The organism is Nocardia sp. NPDC049220, from assembly GCF_040647855.1.
GTDB lineage: Bacteria > Actinomycetota > Actinomycetes > Mycobacteriales > Mycobacteriaceae > Nocardia.
Genome location: NZ_JBEZDA010000002.1, coordinates 572,099 through 587,084, shown reverse-complemented (window position 1 = coordinate 587,084; position 14,986 = coordinate 572,099). Strand labels below are relative to the sequence as shown.

At 67.5% G+C, this 14,986-nt stretch carries 13 protein-coding genes and 1 pseudogene; 6 read left to right on the top strand and 8 right to left on the bottom strand.

Annotated elements, in window-relative coordinates; genetic code table 11:
- The first annotated feature begins 154 nt into the window (after positions 1–154).
- Positions 155–592 carry a DinB family protein gene (locus AB0C34_RS09775; RefSeq protein WP_357070114.1) on the top strand — a complete coding sequence of 146 codons (438 nt, stop codon included), beginning with the start codon at positions 155–157 and terminating at the stop codon, positions 590–592.
- A 15-nt stretch (positions 593–607) separates the two neighbouring features.
- Here AB0C34_RS09775 and AB0C34_RS09770 read toward each other — a convergent pair whose 3' ends face one another.
- Complete coding sequence (locus AB0C34_RS09770) at positions 608–1,792, bottom strand: acyltransferase (RefSeq protein WP_357069377.1); 1,185 nt, start codon at positions 1,790–1,792, stop codon at positions 608–610.
- A gap of 203 nt (positions 1,793–1,995) precedes the next feature.
- On the opposite strand from AB0C34_RS09770, the gene AB0C34_RS09765 reads away from it, so the two are divergent.
- Positions 1,996–3,174 carry a DUF3068 domain-containing protein gene (locus tag AB0C34_RS09765; protein WP_357069375.1) on the top strand — a complete coding sequence of 393 codons (1,179 nt, stop codon included), beginning with the start codon at positions 1,996–1,998 and terminating at the stop codon, positions 3,172–3,174.
- A 67-nt stretch (positions 3,175–3,241) separates the two neighbouring features.
- Here the strand turns inward: AB0C34_RS09765 and AB0C34_RS09760 are convergent, their stop codons facing one another.
- Positions 3,242–3,607, bottom strand: coding sequence for a VOC family protein (locus tag AB0C34_RS09760; RefSeq protein ID WP_357069373.1), 366 nt, complete (start codon positions 3,605–3,607; stop codon positions 3,242–3,244).
- A 24-nt stretch (positions 3,608–3,631) separates the two neighbouring features.
- The gene (locus AB0C34_RS09755; RefSeq protein WP_357070112.1) at positions 3,632–4,807 is read right to left on the bottom strand and encodes a polysaccharide biosynthesis protein; all 1,176 of its coding nucleotides are present in this window, start codon (positions 4,805–4,807) and stop codon (positions 3,632–3,634) included.
- Positions 4,808–5,049: 242 nt separating this feature from the next.
- Between AB0C34_RS09755 and AB0C34_RS09750 the strand changes: the two genes are divergently transcribed.
- Entirely contained in the window at positions 5,050–6,786 is a 1,737-nt protein-coding gene (locus AB0C34_RS09750; protein WP_357069371.1) for a hypothetical protein, read from the top strand.
- 205 nt (positions 6,787–6,991) lie between these two features.
- Here AB0C34_RS09750 and AB0C34_RS09745 read toward each other — a convergent pair whose 3' ends face one another.
- On the bottom strand, positions 6,992–8,164 hold the full coding sequence (locus AB0C34_RS09745) for a glycosyltransferase family 4 protein (protein WP_357069369.1): 1,173 nt from the start codon (positions 8,162–8,164) through the stop codon (positions 6,992–6,994).
- 115 nt (positions 8,165–8,279) lie between these two features.
- On the opposite strand from AB0C34_RS09745, the gene AB0C34_RS09740 reads away from it, so the two are divergent.
- The gene (locus AB0C34_RS09740) at positions 8,280–9,065 is read left to right on the top strand and encodes a class I SAM-dependent methyltransferase (protein WP_357069367.1); all 786 of its coding nucleotides are present in this window, start codon (positions 8,280–8,282) and stop codon (positions 9,063–9,065) included.
- 5 nt (positions 9,066–9,070) lie between these two features.
- Here the strand turns inward: AB0C34_RS09740 and AB0C34_RS09735 are convergent, their stop codons facing one another.
- On the bottom strand, positions 9,071–9,373 hold the full coding sequence (locus AB0C34_RS09735) for a hypothetical protein (RefSeq protein ID WP_357069365.1): 303 nt from the start codon (positions 9,371–9,373) through the stop codon (positions 9,071–9,073).
- 211 nt (positions 9,374–9,584) lie between these two features.
- Here AB0C34_RS09735 and AB0C34_RS09730 point away from each other — a divergent pair, with 211 nt between their 5' ends.
- Entirely contained in the window at positions 9,585–11,030 is a 1,446-nt protein-coding gene (locus AB0C34_RS09730) for an aldehyde dehydrogenase (RefSeq protein WP_357069363.1), read from the top strand.
- Here AB0C34_RS09730 and AB0C34_RS09725 read toward each other — a convergent pair whose 3' ends face one another.
- Together AB0C34_RS09725 and AB0C34_RS09720 are read right to left on the bottom strand one after the other, a co-directional pair.
- A complete protein-coding gene (locus AB0C34_RS09725) occupies positions 11,031–11,234 on the bottom strand; it encodes a hypothetical protein (RefSeq protein WP_357069361.1) in 204 nt (67 codons plus the stop codon).
- 623 nt (positions 11,235–11,857) lie between these two features.
- Positions 11,858–11,997, bottom strand: a pseudogene (locus AB0C34_RS09720) (recombinase family protein); the annotation flags it as partial.
- 208 nt (positions 11,998–12,205) lie between these two features.
- Between AB0C34_RS09720 and AB0C34_RS09715 the strand changes: the two are divergent.
- Positions 12,206–12,958 carry a phosphohydrolase gene (locus tag AB0C34_RS09715; protein ID WP_357069359.1) on the top strand — a complete coding sequence of 251 codons (753 nt, stop codon included), beginning with the start codon at positions 12,206–12,208 and terminating at the stop codon, positions 12,956–12,958.
- Positions 12,959–13,058: 100 nt separating this feature from the next.
- Here the strand turns inward: AB0C34_RS09715 and AB0C34_RS09710 are convergent, their stop codons facing one another.
- Complete coding sequence (locus AB0C34_RS09710; RefSeq protein ID WP_357069357.1) at positions 13,059–14,891, bottom strand: phosphoenolpyruvate carboxykinase (GTP); 1,833 nt, start codon at positions 14,889–14,891, stop codon at positions 13,059–13,061.
- Positions 14,892–14,986 lie beyond the last annotated feature (95 nt).

The window sequence follows — 14,986 nt, the reverse complement described above, 5'->3', positions numbered from 1 at the left end:
CTCATAACGCAGATCGCCCGCCGGATTTCCGATTCAGAACCCATCCATTCACCGCGCGCCATCAAGACACGCGTTGCTAACGTGAGCATGCGTGAGCACCTGCGCCGAATGTGGTTTCGTCTACGACTTGGCTGCGGCGGCAAACGTGCCGACGCTGGCGCGGGAACACGCTGTGGAGTACGCCGACCTGCTCGGCGGCGATCCCGACAGGCTACGACAGCGCAGGCAACCCGAAGTGTGGTCGCCGCTGGAGTACGCCTGTCACGTGCGGGACGTGCTGCTCGCGCAGCGTGAGCGCGTACTGGCCGCCCGTCGGACGGACAACCCGCCCGCGACACTGATGGGCCGCGACGAACGGGTCGAGCATGACGGCTACGCGGAACAGGACCCCACGGACGTAGCCCGCCAGATTCGCGACGCCGCGGCACTGTTCGCGAACGTGCTGGAGCGACTCGGCGACGCGGACTGGGAGCGCACGCTCATGTTCGCCTACCCCGAGCAGCAGAAGCGCTCGCTGCGCTGGCTGGCGCTGCATACCCTGCACGAACTGCGCCACCATCTGCTCGACATGCATCGACAGTTGGACAGCTGACGTCCGGACCGCCGATCAGGAAGCCGGTTCGATCACCGACTCCCGCTTCCTCCGGTCCACGCGGCGAGCCAAGCGCCGCACCGGTTCCTCGATCAGCGCGTAGCTGGCCGCCGCGACCGGGAGGGTGATGGCGACCGTGAGGACCAGGACGTAGCCGAAGTTTCCGAGGAACGGCACGATTCCGAACACCGGGAACACGATCGACAGCACCGCGAGATGCCAAATGAAGATGCCATACGACCAGCGTCCGATCATCGCGGCCACCGATGATTCCAGCCAACGGTGCGGTCGGGCCGCCGGGTCCCGCAGCACCAGCGGAGCGAGCAAGGCGAACCCGATGATCGCGCCCGAGCCCATCTTCACCACGTAGTGCCACGGCTCGGCGCGGGTCAGCCCAGCTGGTCCGGCGAGATCGGTCGCCGCGATCAGGAAGGCGATCGTCGCCACCGTCCACATCAACGGCTGATTCGCCGCGACCCGCCACCACGTCGATTGCCGGACGCCATGGAAGCTCAGCTCCGCGAGCAGCATGCCTACCGCGAACCAGGGCAGATAACCGGGCAGCCAATTGTCCGCGTGGATGGCGTCGGGCGTAGGCACCGGAAGGAGGTTCCACCCGAGGCTGATCACCCCGAGCGCGACAATCACCGGCACCCGCAGGTTCGCCGCGGATCCACGTAGCCGGACCAGCGCGAACGCCAGCACGGGCAACACGAGATAGAAGGCGACCTCGACCGAAAGGCTCCACATCTGGGTCAGCCCATCGGTGAGTGTCAGCGGCACGAAGACCTGCAACAACGCCAGATTCGACACCCACACCCGCAGTCCGGCCGTCCCGGCCGCGCTCGGCAGCAGCATCAGCACCGCGCACACCACGACCCAGTACGCCGGCAGGATGCGCGCGGCGCGATGCCGCAGGTAGTAGCCGACCGACGGCGCGCTGCCCACCCCACGCGCCGCCGCGGCGTGCGGGCGCCACAGCAGGAATCCGGACAGCGCGAAGAACACCGCGACCGCCATGTCGAACCGGCCCCACACCCGGCCGATGACCGGCGTGCCCGCGGCCCCGGTTTGAAAAGCGACGTGCGTCAGCAGCACTCCGAGCGCCGCCATGCCGCGCATGCCTTCCAGCGCGGGTACGAACGCCCTCGAGCGCGCCCGCTCGGTCCCGGGAGCGGCAGAGGACACAGTCGCGGTCATCGTGCTCCAGTCTGCCGTGCCGATTCACAGGTGATAACTCGGCGTTTCAGACTCCACGCTAGACTCGGGCGATTTCTCGGCCGTTTCGGCCTCGACGCCGCATAGTACGCGATAGGGCTGTTAGTGTCGGGGCTCACGAGTGCCGGCGGCGTGCCCGCAGTACTTGCCGGACGGACCTGTGTTCTACGACGAGGAGAGTTTGCATGGCACTGAGTGCCGGTACCAGAAGGACGGTTGCCTGCCTGCTCGTGGGTCTCGGCGCGTTGCTGATCGTCGCCGCGCTGATGATCCCGACGTACACCGTCGACAAACTGGCGAAAACTCCCCTCGACATCGAGATCACCACGATCGCGACGAACCAGCCGGGTGAGGACAGCCTCGTGCTCGACGCCAAGTCGCTGACCGCCCCGGAGGGTGCGGCGAAGGTCGACAGCAACGTTCCGCTGGTCTCGCAACGGTTCCTCACCGTCGAGGATCCGGCCGATGCCACCGAGATGACGGTACAGGCGGGTCAAACGCTGCGTCGCATCGACAAGCAGGGCGACACCGGCCTGCTGACCGCGACCATCGACCGGGTGACCATCGACCGGGTGACCGGCATGCCGGTGGACAAGGATCCCAACGGGTCCATCGCCGTCACCACGACCAAGGAAGGCGAGAGCATCGCCGAGCCGGTCCAGCACACCGGCCTCCAGTACCGGTTCCCGATCGGCACCGAGCAGAAGAGTTACCCGTACTTCGATATCAATGCCCGCAAAACCTTCGACGTCAACTTCGTCGAGGAGACCGAGATCAACAACATGAAGGTCTACCACTTCCAGCAGTCGGTGCCCGCCACCAACCTGTGGGAGGTGGCGCAGGCGCCGACCAACCGGCTGAGCCTGCCGGCGGCCAAGTGGGGCGTCCAAGGCGGCGAGGGCGATGAGGCCCCGGTGACGCTGACCCGGTTCTACACCAACACCCGCGACCTGTGGGTCGAGCCCGAGACCGGCACCGTGATCAAGGGCGGCGAACAGATCCACCTCTACTACGCGCGCACCGGCGACAAGCCCGAAGTCACCGCACTCAAGTCGCACCTGGTGTTCGATGAGAACACCATCGAGTCGCAGATCGCGGTGGCCAAAGAGAACATCGACAAGCTGTCGCTGTACGGCCGGATCATGCCGATCGTGTTCGGCGTCCTCGGCGTGGTCGCGCTGATCGCCGGTGTGTTGCTCGGTGTCCGTGGCGGGTCGGCCCCGACGCGGGCGCGCACCGGTGGCACCCCGAGTCAGCGTCCCAGCGGTTCGGCTCCGACCCGTGGGGCTTCGAACCGCCCCGCGGCGAACCGTGGAGCCGATGATGCGCCCACCGAACAGATTCGGATCGACAAACAGCCCTGATACCGCTGAGCAGCACTGAATTCGGCTCCCCCGCCCTCCGGCTGGGGAGCCGAATTCGTTTTCGAGGTCAGCCTTCGCGGGATGGCAGTGCATAGGCGATCGGGTGGCGCGGCTGATAGAGCAACATCGTTCCAGCGCCCGGGACACACATGTCTACGCATCGGCCGAACTCCCGTTCGACGATCTCACCTGCGAAGCGCGCTCCGCGACCGGACAATTCGGCCATGGTCGGCTCCAGATCGTCGCACAGCAGCGAAATCTCGTGGGTCGGCGCCCCTTCGGTGGGATGAACACCGAGTTCGCTCGGGCCGGTGGCGAAGATGAGCCAGCCCTCGTGCGCGTCGATATTCTGCCACCGCAAGACGTCGCGGAAGAACGCGCGGGCGGCTTCGGGATCTTCCGCGTAGACCACGGTGTGCACTGCGGTGATCATGGTGAAATCGTAGGCGGGGCCGCGTCAACCGGCTGGACGCGACGGCTCGGCACGCGTCGTGTCGTCGGCAGCGCGCAGCACGATAACCGCGACCAGGAGCGTCGTGCTGGCCGCGACCGAGACTGCCGTCGTGATCAGGGCGGGGACCGAGCGGGCGAACACCACCATCACCGTGACTTCGACGGCCAGCCCCACCCACGTGACGACGGCGAGCGCGGTGCGATCCACCGCGATGGCCGAGAGCATCGCGCCCTGCAGCACGGCAAGCAAGGCGCCGTGCAGCGCGAACAACCACAGCAGTCCCTGGATCGGCGCGTAGTCTTCGCCCGCGAGCAATGGCGCGATCGGCGCGGCGAGCGCGGCGCCGAGCACCGCGACGATCCCGATACCGCTGAGCACCGCCAGCGCTGCCTGGATCGCGCGCGCCGAGTGGGTCGGCTGCGCCATCCGCGGATACAGCACGACACCGACCGCCTGCGGCAGCCAGAACGCGATCTTGGCGGCGATTGTGCCGAGCGCGTACCGGCTGGCGTCCACCTCATCGAGCACGATTCGGACCACGATCAGGTCGGCCGACGACAGTGCCATCAGCGCGGCCTGCACCTGGGCGGCCCGTAGCACCGGCAGCACGCCGACGGCCGTAGCGACCGCGTTCGCCCCAGTGGCGGTGCGCGCCCGGGCTCGCGGCAAACCGGTGATGGTCCTGGCGAACAACGCCGCTGTCGCGATCCCGAATGCCGCCGCCCACAGCGCGAGCGCCGCGCCCCCACCCAGCGCCAAAACCACCAGCGCGGGCGTGACCCGGGCGATCCCGGCCGCGCCGAGCACCACGGCCAACGCCCGAAAACGTTTGCCACCCTGGAGAATTCCTTGCTCGCCGGACAACAGCACGAGGAAGGGCGCGGCACCCAGTGCCGCAGCGGACGCCAGTACACCGACGTTGAGTGTGACGGTCACCAACGGCACCAGCACCGCCGCGACCACAGCCACGATCACCGCGCACCGCCACTGCAACCCGCGCAGCGTCGGCACACCAGCCCCCCGAACCAGCTCCCTGGCCACCACATTCTGCAACGCCAACGCGGGTACCGCACACAACAGTTGTGCGGCAAGCAGACTGGCGAACTCGCTGTATCCGGTCACCCCCAGCCACCGCCCGGCCAGCAGTTGCAACAGATATCCCGCCACATTGGCGGTCATCGCCCCCGCTGTCACCAACGTCAGATCCGCCACCACAGGAACCCGACGGACAGCAGACACGCCGCCTATCGTCCCACCCCGCCACCGTCATCCGGGTCCCGCCCCGCCGGAGATCGAGCGCCATGTCCGAGCAGATCGCGGGTGTGTCGCCGGGACCCCACGAACACCACGACAAGCCACGCGTCGCGGACCCGCTCACCGCGGCCACCAGGCCACGCGGCCAGGCCGTAGGCTGCTGAGGCGTGAACGACGGCGGTCGATGGCGAGGGGTGGCTGCGGGATACAGCGGGGTGGGGGCGCTGCTCGTGGCCGGACCGCTGCTGGGACCGGGGTATCTGTTGTTGCGGGACGCGGTGAGCACGCCGCGCAGCTATCTGACCGATTCGGCGCTCGGGCTGGGCGACGCCGCGCCACGCGCGGTGCCACAGGATGCGTTGCTCGCCGCGTTGTCGCCAATCGTGGATGGCGGGTTCATCGTCAAAGCGATCTTGGTCTTGGCGCTGTGGGCGGCAGCATACGGGGCGGCGGTGCTCGCGCGCGAACTGTTGCGAGCGCCGATCGGGGCGCAGCTGGTCGCGGCGACGGTCGCGCTGTGGAATCCCTATGTGGCCGAGCGGCTTTTGCAGGGGCATTGGAGTCTGCTGACCGGATACGCCGCGCTGCCGTGGACCGCCCTGGCGGCTTATCGCATTCGAGCGGCCCGTGGTGGTATCGCCCCGTGGGCCGCGCTCACCGGCTCGCTTGCCGCGGCCGGCCTCACGCCGACCGGCGCACTGCTGGCGGGCTGCACCGCACTCGCCCTGGTCCGGTGGCGCCAACTACCCGTGGCACTCGCCCTGTCGGTGGCCGCGTCGGCGCCATGGCTGGTGGCGACCACGCTGTCCGGCGCGGGCGCCGAGCCGTCCGATCCAGCGGGTATCGCGGCCTTCGCCGCGCGAGCCGAACCCGGCCTCGCAACGCTGGGTAGCCTGGCCGGACTCGGGGGGATCTGGAACTCGCAGGCCGTCCCCGCTTCACGCACCACGTTGCTCGCGGTGCTCGGGACCGTACTACTGTTGGTGATCGTCGCGCTGGGCCTGCGAACGGTCGCCAGCACGGCAGATGACTCGGCCACCGGGCATATCCGCCGCGCTCTGCTGGTGCTCGCCGCATGCGCGATCCTGCTTCCGGCGCTCGGCGCGACGACGTGGGGTATGTACACGCTGGAGTGGCTGGTCGCCGGCGTGCCCGGTGCGGGTCTGCTCCGCGACACCCAGAAGTACGTGGCGTTGGCCATGCCCGCCTACGCGCTGTGCGCCGCTGCGGGATGTGTCGCGCTCTCCCGTCGACTCTCGGCCACGACCACGCACCCAGCCGTGCCGGCCACGGTCGCAGCGATTTTCGTCGCGCTGATCACACTGCCCCTGTCCGATCTCGCCTGGGGCGTCGGCGGAGCGGTTCGAGCGGTGCACTATCCGAACGGTTGGCATCGGGTCATCGAACAAGTCGACGGTCCCGGCGACGTCGCGGTACTGCCGGGCGGGATGTTCCGGAAGTTTCACTACAGCGGCACGGCACCGGTACTGGACCCAGCGCCGCGCATGCTGCCCAACGACGTCATGCAGACCGGCGTGCTTCCGGTACGCGGCCGGATCGTCTCTGGCGAGGGAGCCCGCGCCGCACAGGTGGAAACCCTTCTGCTGCAAGGTGGTTCGCCCACCGAGCTGGCCCGCCTCGGGGTCGGCTGGGTACTCGTCGAGCACGGCACGCCCGGGCCGCTCGGCGCATCGGCGACGACGCTCACCCAACTCGAGCCGAGGTATCAAGACGCCGACCTCGCGTTGTACCACGTGCCCGGCGTGGTCGAACAGGGTGGATCGGTGACCGCCCAGCGCTCCCTCGCGAACGCCGCCCATGTGCTGTGGGCCGCACTGCTTGTCGCCGGTCCGCTGATCACTCTCGGCGCGCGCGCACGGTCCCGGACGAAAGCCCGGCGGTAGGCAGGCCGCCGTAATCGGTGCGAACCCGCGCCGGGCGCGAAGACACTTCCTCACCGGAAGTGACATGTCCGACCGGCACGGCGCGACGTGCGTTCGCGGACGCACCGCACGGAACTGGGCCGCAATGGTCTCCGCTCGTGTCGACCGATCGGCCTCAGGACGTGCCGTCACCCCTCGGCACGCACGCGACGCGCGGCAGCGCCGGTCAGTCGGCCGGGCGCGGCGCGATCAACCCGGCGACGCGCTCGCCGCGGGCCGCGGCCGCCAATACCTCGTAGACTCCGTTCCCGGTCTGCTCCCAGGAGAACTCGCGTGCGCGGGCACGCGCCTTCTCTCCCATGACCATGCGTGCCGTCCGATCGTCGAGCAGGTCACCGACGGCATCGGCCAATTGCGCGACGTCATCGACCAGGATGCCGGTCGCGCCGTCGACGATGGAATCGGTCAGGCCGCGCGAACTCTGGTAGCCGATGGTCGGCACGCCGTGCTGGGCGGCTTCGATGACCGCCAGTCCCCAGCCTTCCTTACGCGACGGCAAAACATGCACCCACGCGCGGGCGAGCAGTTCGTGCTTGCGGCGCTCGTCGACGTGCCCGTGGAACGTGACGACGTCGGCGATCCCGAGTTCGCGGGCGTGGTCCTTCAGGTTGTCGGCCCACCAGCCGTCGCCGATCACGTCCAAGCGCAGACTGGGTATACGGTCGCGCAACCGGGCGACGACCGCGAGCGCGTCTTCGATCTGTTTGTGCGGCACCAGCCGCGAGAGCACCACAACGGTAGGCGCGGCGGCACGCGTCTCCGCGGCGCCGGTGGGGGCCTCGACTGGAACAGGTTCGGCGCCATTGCGGACCACGGCGATGCGGGAACGATCCACCCCGAGCGTGGCCAGTTCTTCGGCCGAGGGGAGCGAAACTGTCAGGTACTGGTTGCCCTGATGCACGCGCGGTGACAACCGCGACTCGATCCACCAGCCGATCCGACCGACCAGTCGACCAGCCACCGGCCACTGCTCGCGGTGTCCATGGTGCACCAGCACCACGGACGGCGCCTTGGTGACCGCTGTAGCGAAGAACGGGATGCCGTTCTGCGTGTCGATGACCGCGTCGGGGCGCACGCCCCGCATCGGTCCGAGGCCGAGTTTGCCCAACGCGAGCGCGGCGAGAGCGCGCGGATACACGGTGTAGCGGCCGCCACCCCTGCTGATGTCGATGCCGTGCATTCGTTCCCGGCGTGGCGCACCCGGATAACGGGCCGTGCGCAGGGTTACCGTGACCCCGCGTGCCGCGAGCTGTGCGCCGACCTGTTCGAGGTAGCGCTCACTGCCGCCACCCTGCGGGTGCCCGGTGTCACGCCAGCAAAGCAGGAGGACTTCGCGCACGGTGGAGCTTCTCTCGGTCAGGTGGTCCGGTCGGAACATGGGATATCGCGGTATACCCTAACCCGAGTACCCGCCCCCGCATGCCGTCCACCGACGTTGTGCGAAACTCTGCGCCGTGCTCAAAGCCGAAACGAAGCCCACGCGCAGCGGCCCGCCCCGATTCGCCCGTCGGGCGACCCTGCGCCGGTCGCTGCGATTGCTCGGCAGCTTTCGGTTCGAGCAGACCGATCCCGCGCTGTTCTACGGGGGACTCGCCGAGGACAGCGCGGCAATGATCGCGGACTTCTACGCCGACCTCACCGGCTGGCCACTGGCAGACGCCACGATCCTGGACGTCGGCGGTGGGCCCGGCTACTTCGCGGACGAGTTCGTCCGAACCGGCGCCCGCTACATACCGGTGGAGCCGGACCCCTCGGAGATGCACGCGGCGGGACTGTCGATCGCGGGTGCGGTCCGCGGATCCGGGATGGCGCTGCCGTTCCGAGACAACGCGGTGGACATCTGTTTCTCGTCGAACGTCGCCGAGCATGTCTCGCAGCCCTGGGTGATGGCCGACGAGATGGTCCGCGTCACCAAGCCCGGTGGGCTGATCGTGCTGTCCTACACCGTGTGGCACGGACCGTTCGGCGGGCACGAGACCGGGCCGTGGCACTTCCTCGGCGGTGAGTACGCCGCGCGCCGGTATCGGCGTAAGCACCGGCGGGAGCCGAAGAACCGGTTCGGCACCTCGTTGTTCGCCGTCCGTGCCGCGGAGGGACTGCGGTGGGCGGCGAACACCTCCGCGGAGGTGCGAACGGTGTTCCCGCGCTATCACCCGCGGTGGGCCTGGTGGCTTGTTCGCGTCCCCGGAGTGCGTGAGCTACTGGTCAGCAATCTGGTTGTAGTGGCGACCAAAAGTTAGCCGAGCTAATGCTCGAGCCATCCGCTTCGCCAGTGCCGCTTACTGGACTGCTGACGTAGCGGCTTACTCCATGGCGCTTCCCTGATGGCGAGGCCGACGGTCTCCAGCGTGGTCAGCCCGACCAGGTCGGCTAACGTCCGCACGGCCGCGACCGCCTCGGCTGCCTGCATGGCCGCAGTGGCTTGTTCGATCGTCAGCGTGCGTCCAGGTAGGAAGGAGACCACCCACCCGCCACTGCCGACACACTTCGCTTGATGCTCGGTCTGGTCGCTGGTCATCAACGACCGGCCGATCACTTGCACCGCCATGACTCGGACTCCCCAGTTTGCGGTATCGGTTCATGAATCGAGCGAGCTGATCAGTCGCTACAGCATCCCACCTTCCAGCAACAGAACGCAATAGTGCGTTCTGCGAAAAGCGAACCGAGAAGTCGGAATTCACACCGCCCGAGCTGTCGCCGGACCGTGAAACTGAAACAGGTTACAGACAATCTGAGGCACCAAAATGTAACGTGTTCTCATGCACTACGACAGCTTGTTCATCGGCGGCCACTGGACCGCACCAGCCACCGCCGAGCGCGTCCAGGTCTTCTCGCCGGCGACGGTCGAGCCGGTGGGCAGCGTCCCCGCGGTGACGCAGGCCGATGTCGACGCCGCGGTCACCGCGGCGCGACAGGCCTTCGACCACGGCCCATGGCCGTCCACGCCGCCGCAGGAGCGTGCCGAAGTGCTCACCCGCGCGGCCCGCCTGATCGAGCAGCGCTCCGCCGACCTGATCGCTGCACTGATCGCTGAGGTGGGCACCCCACAGCTGATGGCCATGACGCTGAACCAACTCCCGTCGGTCGCCGTGCTGGACTCCTACGCGGCGCTGGCCAAGACCTTCCCTTGGCGTGAGACCCGGATCGGCGGATTCGGCACCACCCGGGTCACCAGGGAGCCGCGCGGGGTCGTCGCGGCGGTCACCGCATGGAACGTCCCGTTGTTCCTCGCGGCCAACAAACTCGCGCCCGCGCTGCTCGCCGGCTGCACCGTGGTGCTCAAGCCCGCTCCGCTGACGCCGATCACCGCGAACATCCTCGCGGACATCTGCGCCGAGGCCGGCCTACCCGACGGCGTGCTATCGGTGCTCCCCGCCGAGCCGGACGCGGCCGAGTACCTCGTCTCGCATCCCGGCGTCGACAAGGTGACGTTCACGGGAAGTACCGCGGTCGGCAAGAAGATCGGCGCGATCGCGACCGGCCAACTCAAGAGCGTTTCGCTCGAACTCGGTGGAAAATCGGCGGCGATCGTGTTGCCGGATGTGGACCTGGCGGCGAGCATCCCGGTGCTCGCCTTCTCCGGCCTGATGAACAGCGGGCAGGGCTGCGTCGCGCAGACCCGCATCCTCGCGCCGCGCAGTCGATACGACGAAGTTCTCGACGCGCTGGTCGAATATGTGAAGACGATGAAGGTCGGCGATCCGACCGACCCGAGCGTGCAACTGGGACCACTGATTTCCGAACGGCAGCGCGACCGGGTCGAAAGTTACATCGCGAAGGGCAAGTCCGACGGCGCACGGCTGGCGCTCGGCGGCGGTCGCCCGGAAGGCCTGGACCGCGGCTGGTTCGTGGAGCCGACGATCTTCGCCGACGTGGACAACAAGTCCACCATCGCGCAGGAAGAGATCTTCGGCCCGGTGTTGTCGGTCATCCCGTACGTGACCGAGGACGAAGCGGTCGCGATCGCCAACGACTCGGCCTACGGCCTGGCGGGTTCGGTGTGGACCACCGATATCGAGCACGGCGCCGAGATCGCCGCGCGGGTGCGCACCGGTACCTACGCGATCAATTGGTACGCCTTCGACCCGAGTTCGCCGTTCGGCGGCTACAAGAACTCCGGACTCGGACGGGAGAACGGCCCGGAAGGTCTCGACTCGTTCTGTGAGCAGAAGTCGCTGCTCATGCCACTCGGTTGGGCCGAGTGATCAACCCTGCGGCAGGACCACACGCAGGATGGGCGCACCATCGCTGTCCGGCCGGTTCGGTGTGTCGACGATCTCGACGCGCCAACCGGGGGGCAGTACCGCCCGCAGCCGCCCCGCGGCCCGATGCAGCGGCGTACTTGTTGTCGCCAGTTCGAAGTCGGTAACCAACGGGGCAAGGGCTGCCGTCGTCTCCAGGTCGGCCATGCTCCAACCACCTCTCGCGCGACGATCTCGACGTTCTCCGCCGACATCGCGGGGTCCGATGTCACAAGGGAAGTAGGTCAGTTGATCAGTAAACTGTCAGCGATTTGATTGGGTGCTCGTGGAGTCAAGAACATACCAAGCATAGGCCACGGCCCGACATGACCCCTGTACAACGTACATATCCCCTAAGAGTGCTCCCGAAAGCGGCTCGGCAATCGCATCGATGGGCATGAGATCGCGATCATCCGAACAGCAGTGCCACCCGGGCTCCAGGCCCGGGTAAGCGGCTATGCGACAACGTTCGCGCCCGGATCCATCGGTCAACGGCGCAGTGCCCGACGATACGACGCGCGGGCTCGAACCGCTCGGCATGCAGGGGCACGCTTCGCACAGTGCCACCACCGAATCCCGACTACAACACAAACCAGTTCGCCGGACATTGGGCGTCTCCAGCAACTCCCGCGCACGCGCGACTCGTCGGGCGTGCGCTACCTGCCGCGCGGGGTAGTGCCCACTCGGCATCAGCCGGACAAACAAATCCGAAGAGGCTATGTGCGTCGTATCGCTGCGAGTACAGCCGCTCAGTCGGCGATCCAGACAAGCGATCGGTCAGGGTGCGCACCAATCCGCCGCAGATCGTCGAGGTTACGGGCGAGCCGGTCCATCGAGTGCACGATCACGGTGTTACCGTCGCGGACCTAGGCGATCAGCTCGTCCAGCCTGGGCGTGCGGTGCCTTTCCCGGAGGCCTTGTCAGACCGAAGGCCATGACACCGTCCATAGTGAACGCTGTCGACTCCTGATCGCGCGGCAGCTCGCCGAAAGTTACCCGCTGCTTCTCCACACTTTCCGCCTGGGATAACCACGGCACGAAACTACGTATCGACCCCACCTCCGCCACTGGTCGCGAACCAGGGTGCACGCTTGACCGAACCGACAACATAGTTCCGCGACGACGACGAAGGAGACCTCGTGGCCGCACCGACCGGCATCGATTGGGAATGGGCCACCCGTACCGGTGGCGCGCTGTCGAAGCAGCAACGCCGCAGGCTGGCCGTCGAAACTGCACGCACGCTGCCCGCCATGGTGTCCAACCGGGTCCGACTCGCATTGGGCCGGCGCGGACGCGGCGCACTGGAATTCGCCGGCCTGCGGCTGCCTGATTCCAAGCTGGCCGTCGCGGCGGAAACCGAAGCGCGCGAATCACTTTCCGCACCCGTGCTGGAGCATTCGATTCGGACTTACTACTTCGGACGGGTGCTGGCCGATCTCGATGGCGCGACCTACGACGACGAACTCGCCTACGTCTGCTCCCTGCTACACGACTTGCAGCTCGAGCATCCCACGCCGGGACGCTGCTTCGCGGTGTCCGGCGGCGAACGCGCTGCGGCGCTCGCGATCGGCGCGGGGGCGCCTCCGGAACGGGCCGACGCGATCGGCGCGGCGATCGGCGCCCACCTCACCCCCGGCGTGGCCAACGACCTCAGCGATCCCGGCGGCTTCGTCTCCGCGGGTGCGTCCGTGGACGTGCTCGGCACTCGCCTCGCCGAAATAGATGAGGATTGGGTCGTCGAATTACTTCGCCGCCACCCGCGCCACGATTTCAAACGACGCGTCGTCGCAGCATTCAGAGCGGAGGCGAAAGCTGTGCCTCGAGGCAGGCTGCGCTGGCTCAACAGCGTGGGTTTCCTTCAGATGGTCCGGATGGCGCCGTTTGCCCAGTGACCCGCCGCGCGTCGCCGGGCCGGCAAAACCCCTGTCGCGCAAAACAAACCACCCGCGCCATCTGCCAGATGGCGCGGGTGGTGCTAGTTTTGATGGAGTGTCAGCCCAGACGCTGCTTGAGCGCCTCGAACTCGTCACGCACGCCGGAAGGCAGCTTGTCACCGACGAACTGGAACCACTCTTCGATCAGCGGGATTTCCCGGCGCCACTCGTCGGCGCGCACCACGAGAGCCTCGTCGACATCCGCGGTGTCGACGTCGAGGCCGTCCAGGTCGAGCTGCGCGGCGGTCGGCACGTTTCCGATCGCGGTCGCCTCCGCCTCCGCGGAACCGTCGATCCGGCCGACGATCCACTCCAGCACGCGGGAGTTCTCACCGAAGCCGGGCCACAGGAACCGACCGTCGCCGCCGCGGCGGAACCAGTTGACGTAGAAGATCTTCGGCAGCTTCGTGGCGTCCGCGTTCTTGCCGACGTTGATCCAATGGCCCAGGTAATCACCGACGTGGTAGCCCATGAACGGCAGCATGGCCATCGGGTCGCGCCGGACGGTGCCGACCTTGCCCTCGGCGGCCGCGGTCTGCTCGGAAGACAACGTCGCGCCCATGAACACGCCGTGCTGCCAATCGAAGGACTCGGTCACCAGCGGCACCGTGGTCTTGCGGCGTCCGCCGAACAGGATCGCCGAAATCGGCACGCCCTGCGGGTCATCCCACTCGGGCGCCAGGGTCGGGCACTGCGACATCGGCGTGCAGTAACGCGAGTTCGGGTGGGCGGCAAGCGTTTCGGTTTCGCGGAGGTACCAGTCGTTGCCCTTCCAGTCGATCAGGTGATCGGGCTCGCCCTCCAAGCCCTCCCACCAGACGTTGTTGTGATCGGTCAGCGCGACGTTGGTGTAGACGGTATTGCCCGCGTCCATGGTGGCCATGGCATTCGGGTTGGAGCTGCGGTTGGTGCCCGGCGCGACGCCGAAGAAGCCGAACTCCGGGTTCACCGCGTAGAGGCGCCCGTCCTCGCCGAAACGCATCCAGGCGATGTCGTCGCCCAGGGTCTCCGCGCGCCAGCCCGGCACGGTCGGCTGGATCATCGCGAGGTTGGTCTTGCCACAGGCGCTCGGGAACGCGGCGGCGATGTAGTACGCCTTGTTCTCCGGCGAGATCAGCTTGAGGATCAGCATGTGCTCGGCCAGCCAGCCCTCGTCGTGGGCCATCGCCGAAGCGATGCGCAGCGAGTAACACTTCTTTCCGAGCAGCGCGTTACCGCCATAGCCGGAGCCGTAACTCCAGATCTCCCGGTCCTCGGGGAAGTGGGTGATGTATTTGGTGTCGTTGCACGGCCACGGCACGTCGGTCTGGCCTTCGGCCAGCGGCGCGCCAACCGAGTGCAGCGCCTTGACGAACGACTTGTCGGTACCCAGTTTCGCCAGGGCGGCGGTGCCCATGCGAGTCATCACGCGCATCGACACGACGACGTACTCGGAGTCGGTGATCTCGACGCCCAGCTTCGGGTCTTCCGAGCCGAGCGGGCCCATACAGAACGGCACCACGAACATGGTGCGGCCCTTCATCGAACCGCGGTACAGCTCGGTCATCGTGGCGCGCATCTCGGCCGGGTCGACCCAGTTGTTGGTCGGGCCGGCGTCGGCCTCGGTCTTGGAACAGATGAACGTTCGGGATTCCACCCGGGCCACATCGGAAGGATCGGAGAGGGCGAGGAAGGAGTTCGGCTTCTTCTTCGCGTCCAACCGTCGGAACGTCCCCGCCGCGACGAGTTGTTCGGTCAGCCGGTCCCATTCCTCGTCGGAACCGTCTGCCCAGACCACCTGGTCCGGCTGAGTGAGTTCGGCGACTTCTTGTACCCAGGCGAGTAGTTCGCTGTGCTCGGTCGGCGCCTTGCCGTCGGATCCACGAAGACCAGGAATGGTCGCTGAGGTCATGAAAACTCTCCTGAGATGGGCGGCTATTCGATGCTTCGCCGCCTGGCCCTAGGCCCATGACCAGCGCGAACACACCGAGCGCCACCGTTGGCGGG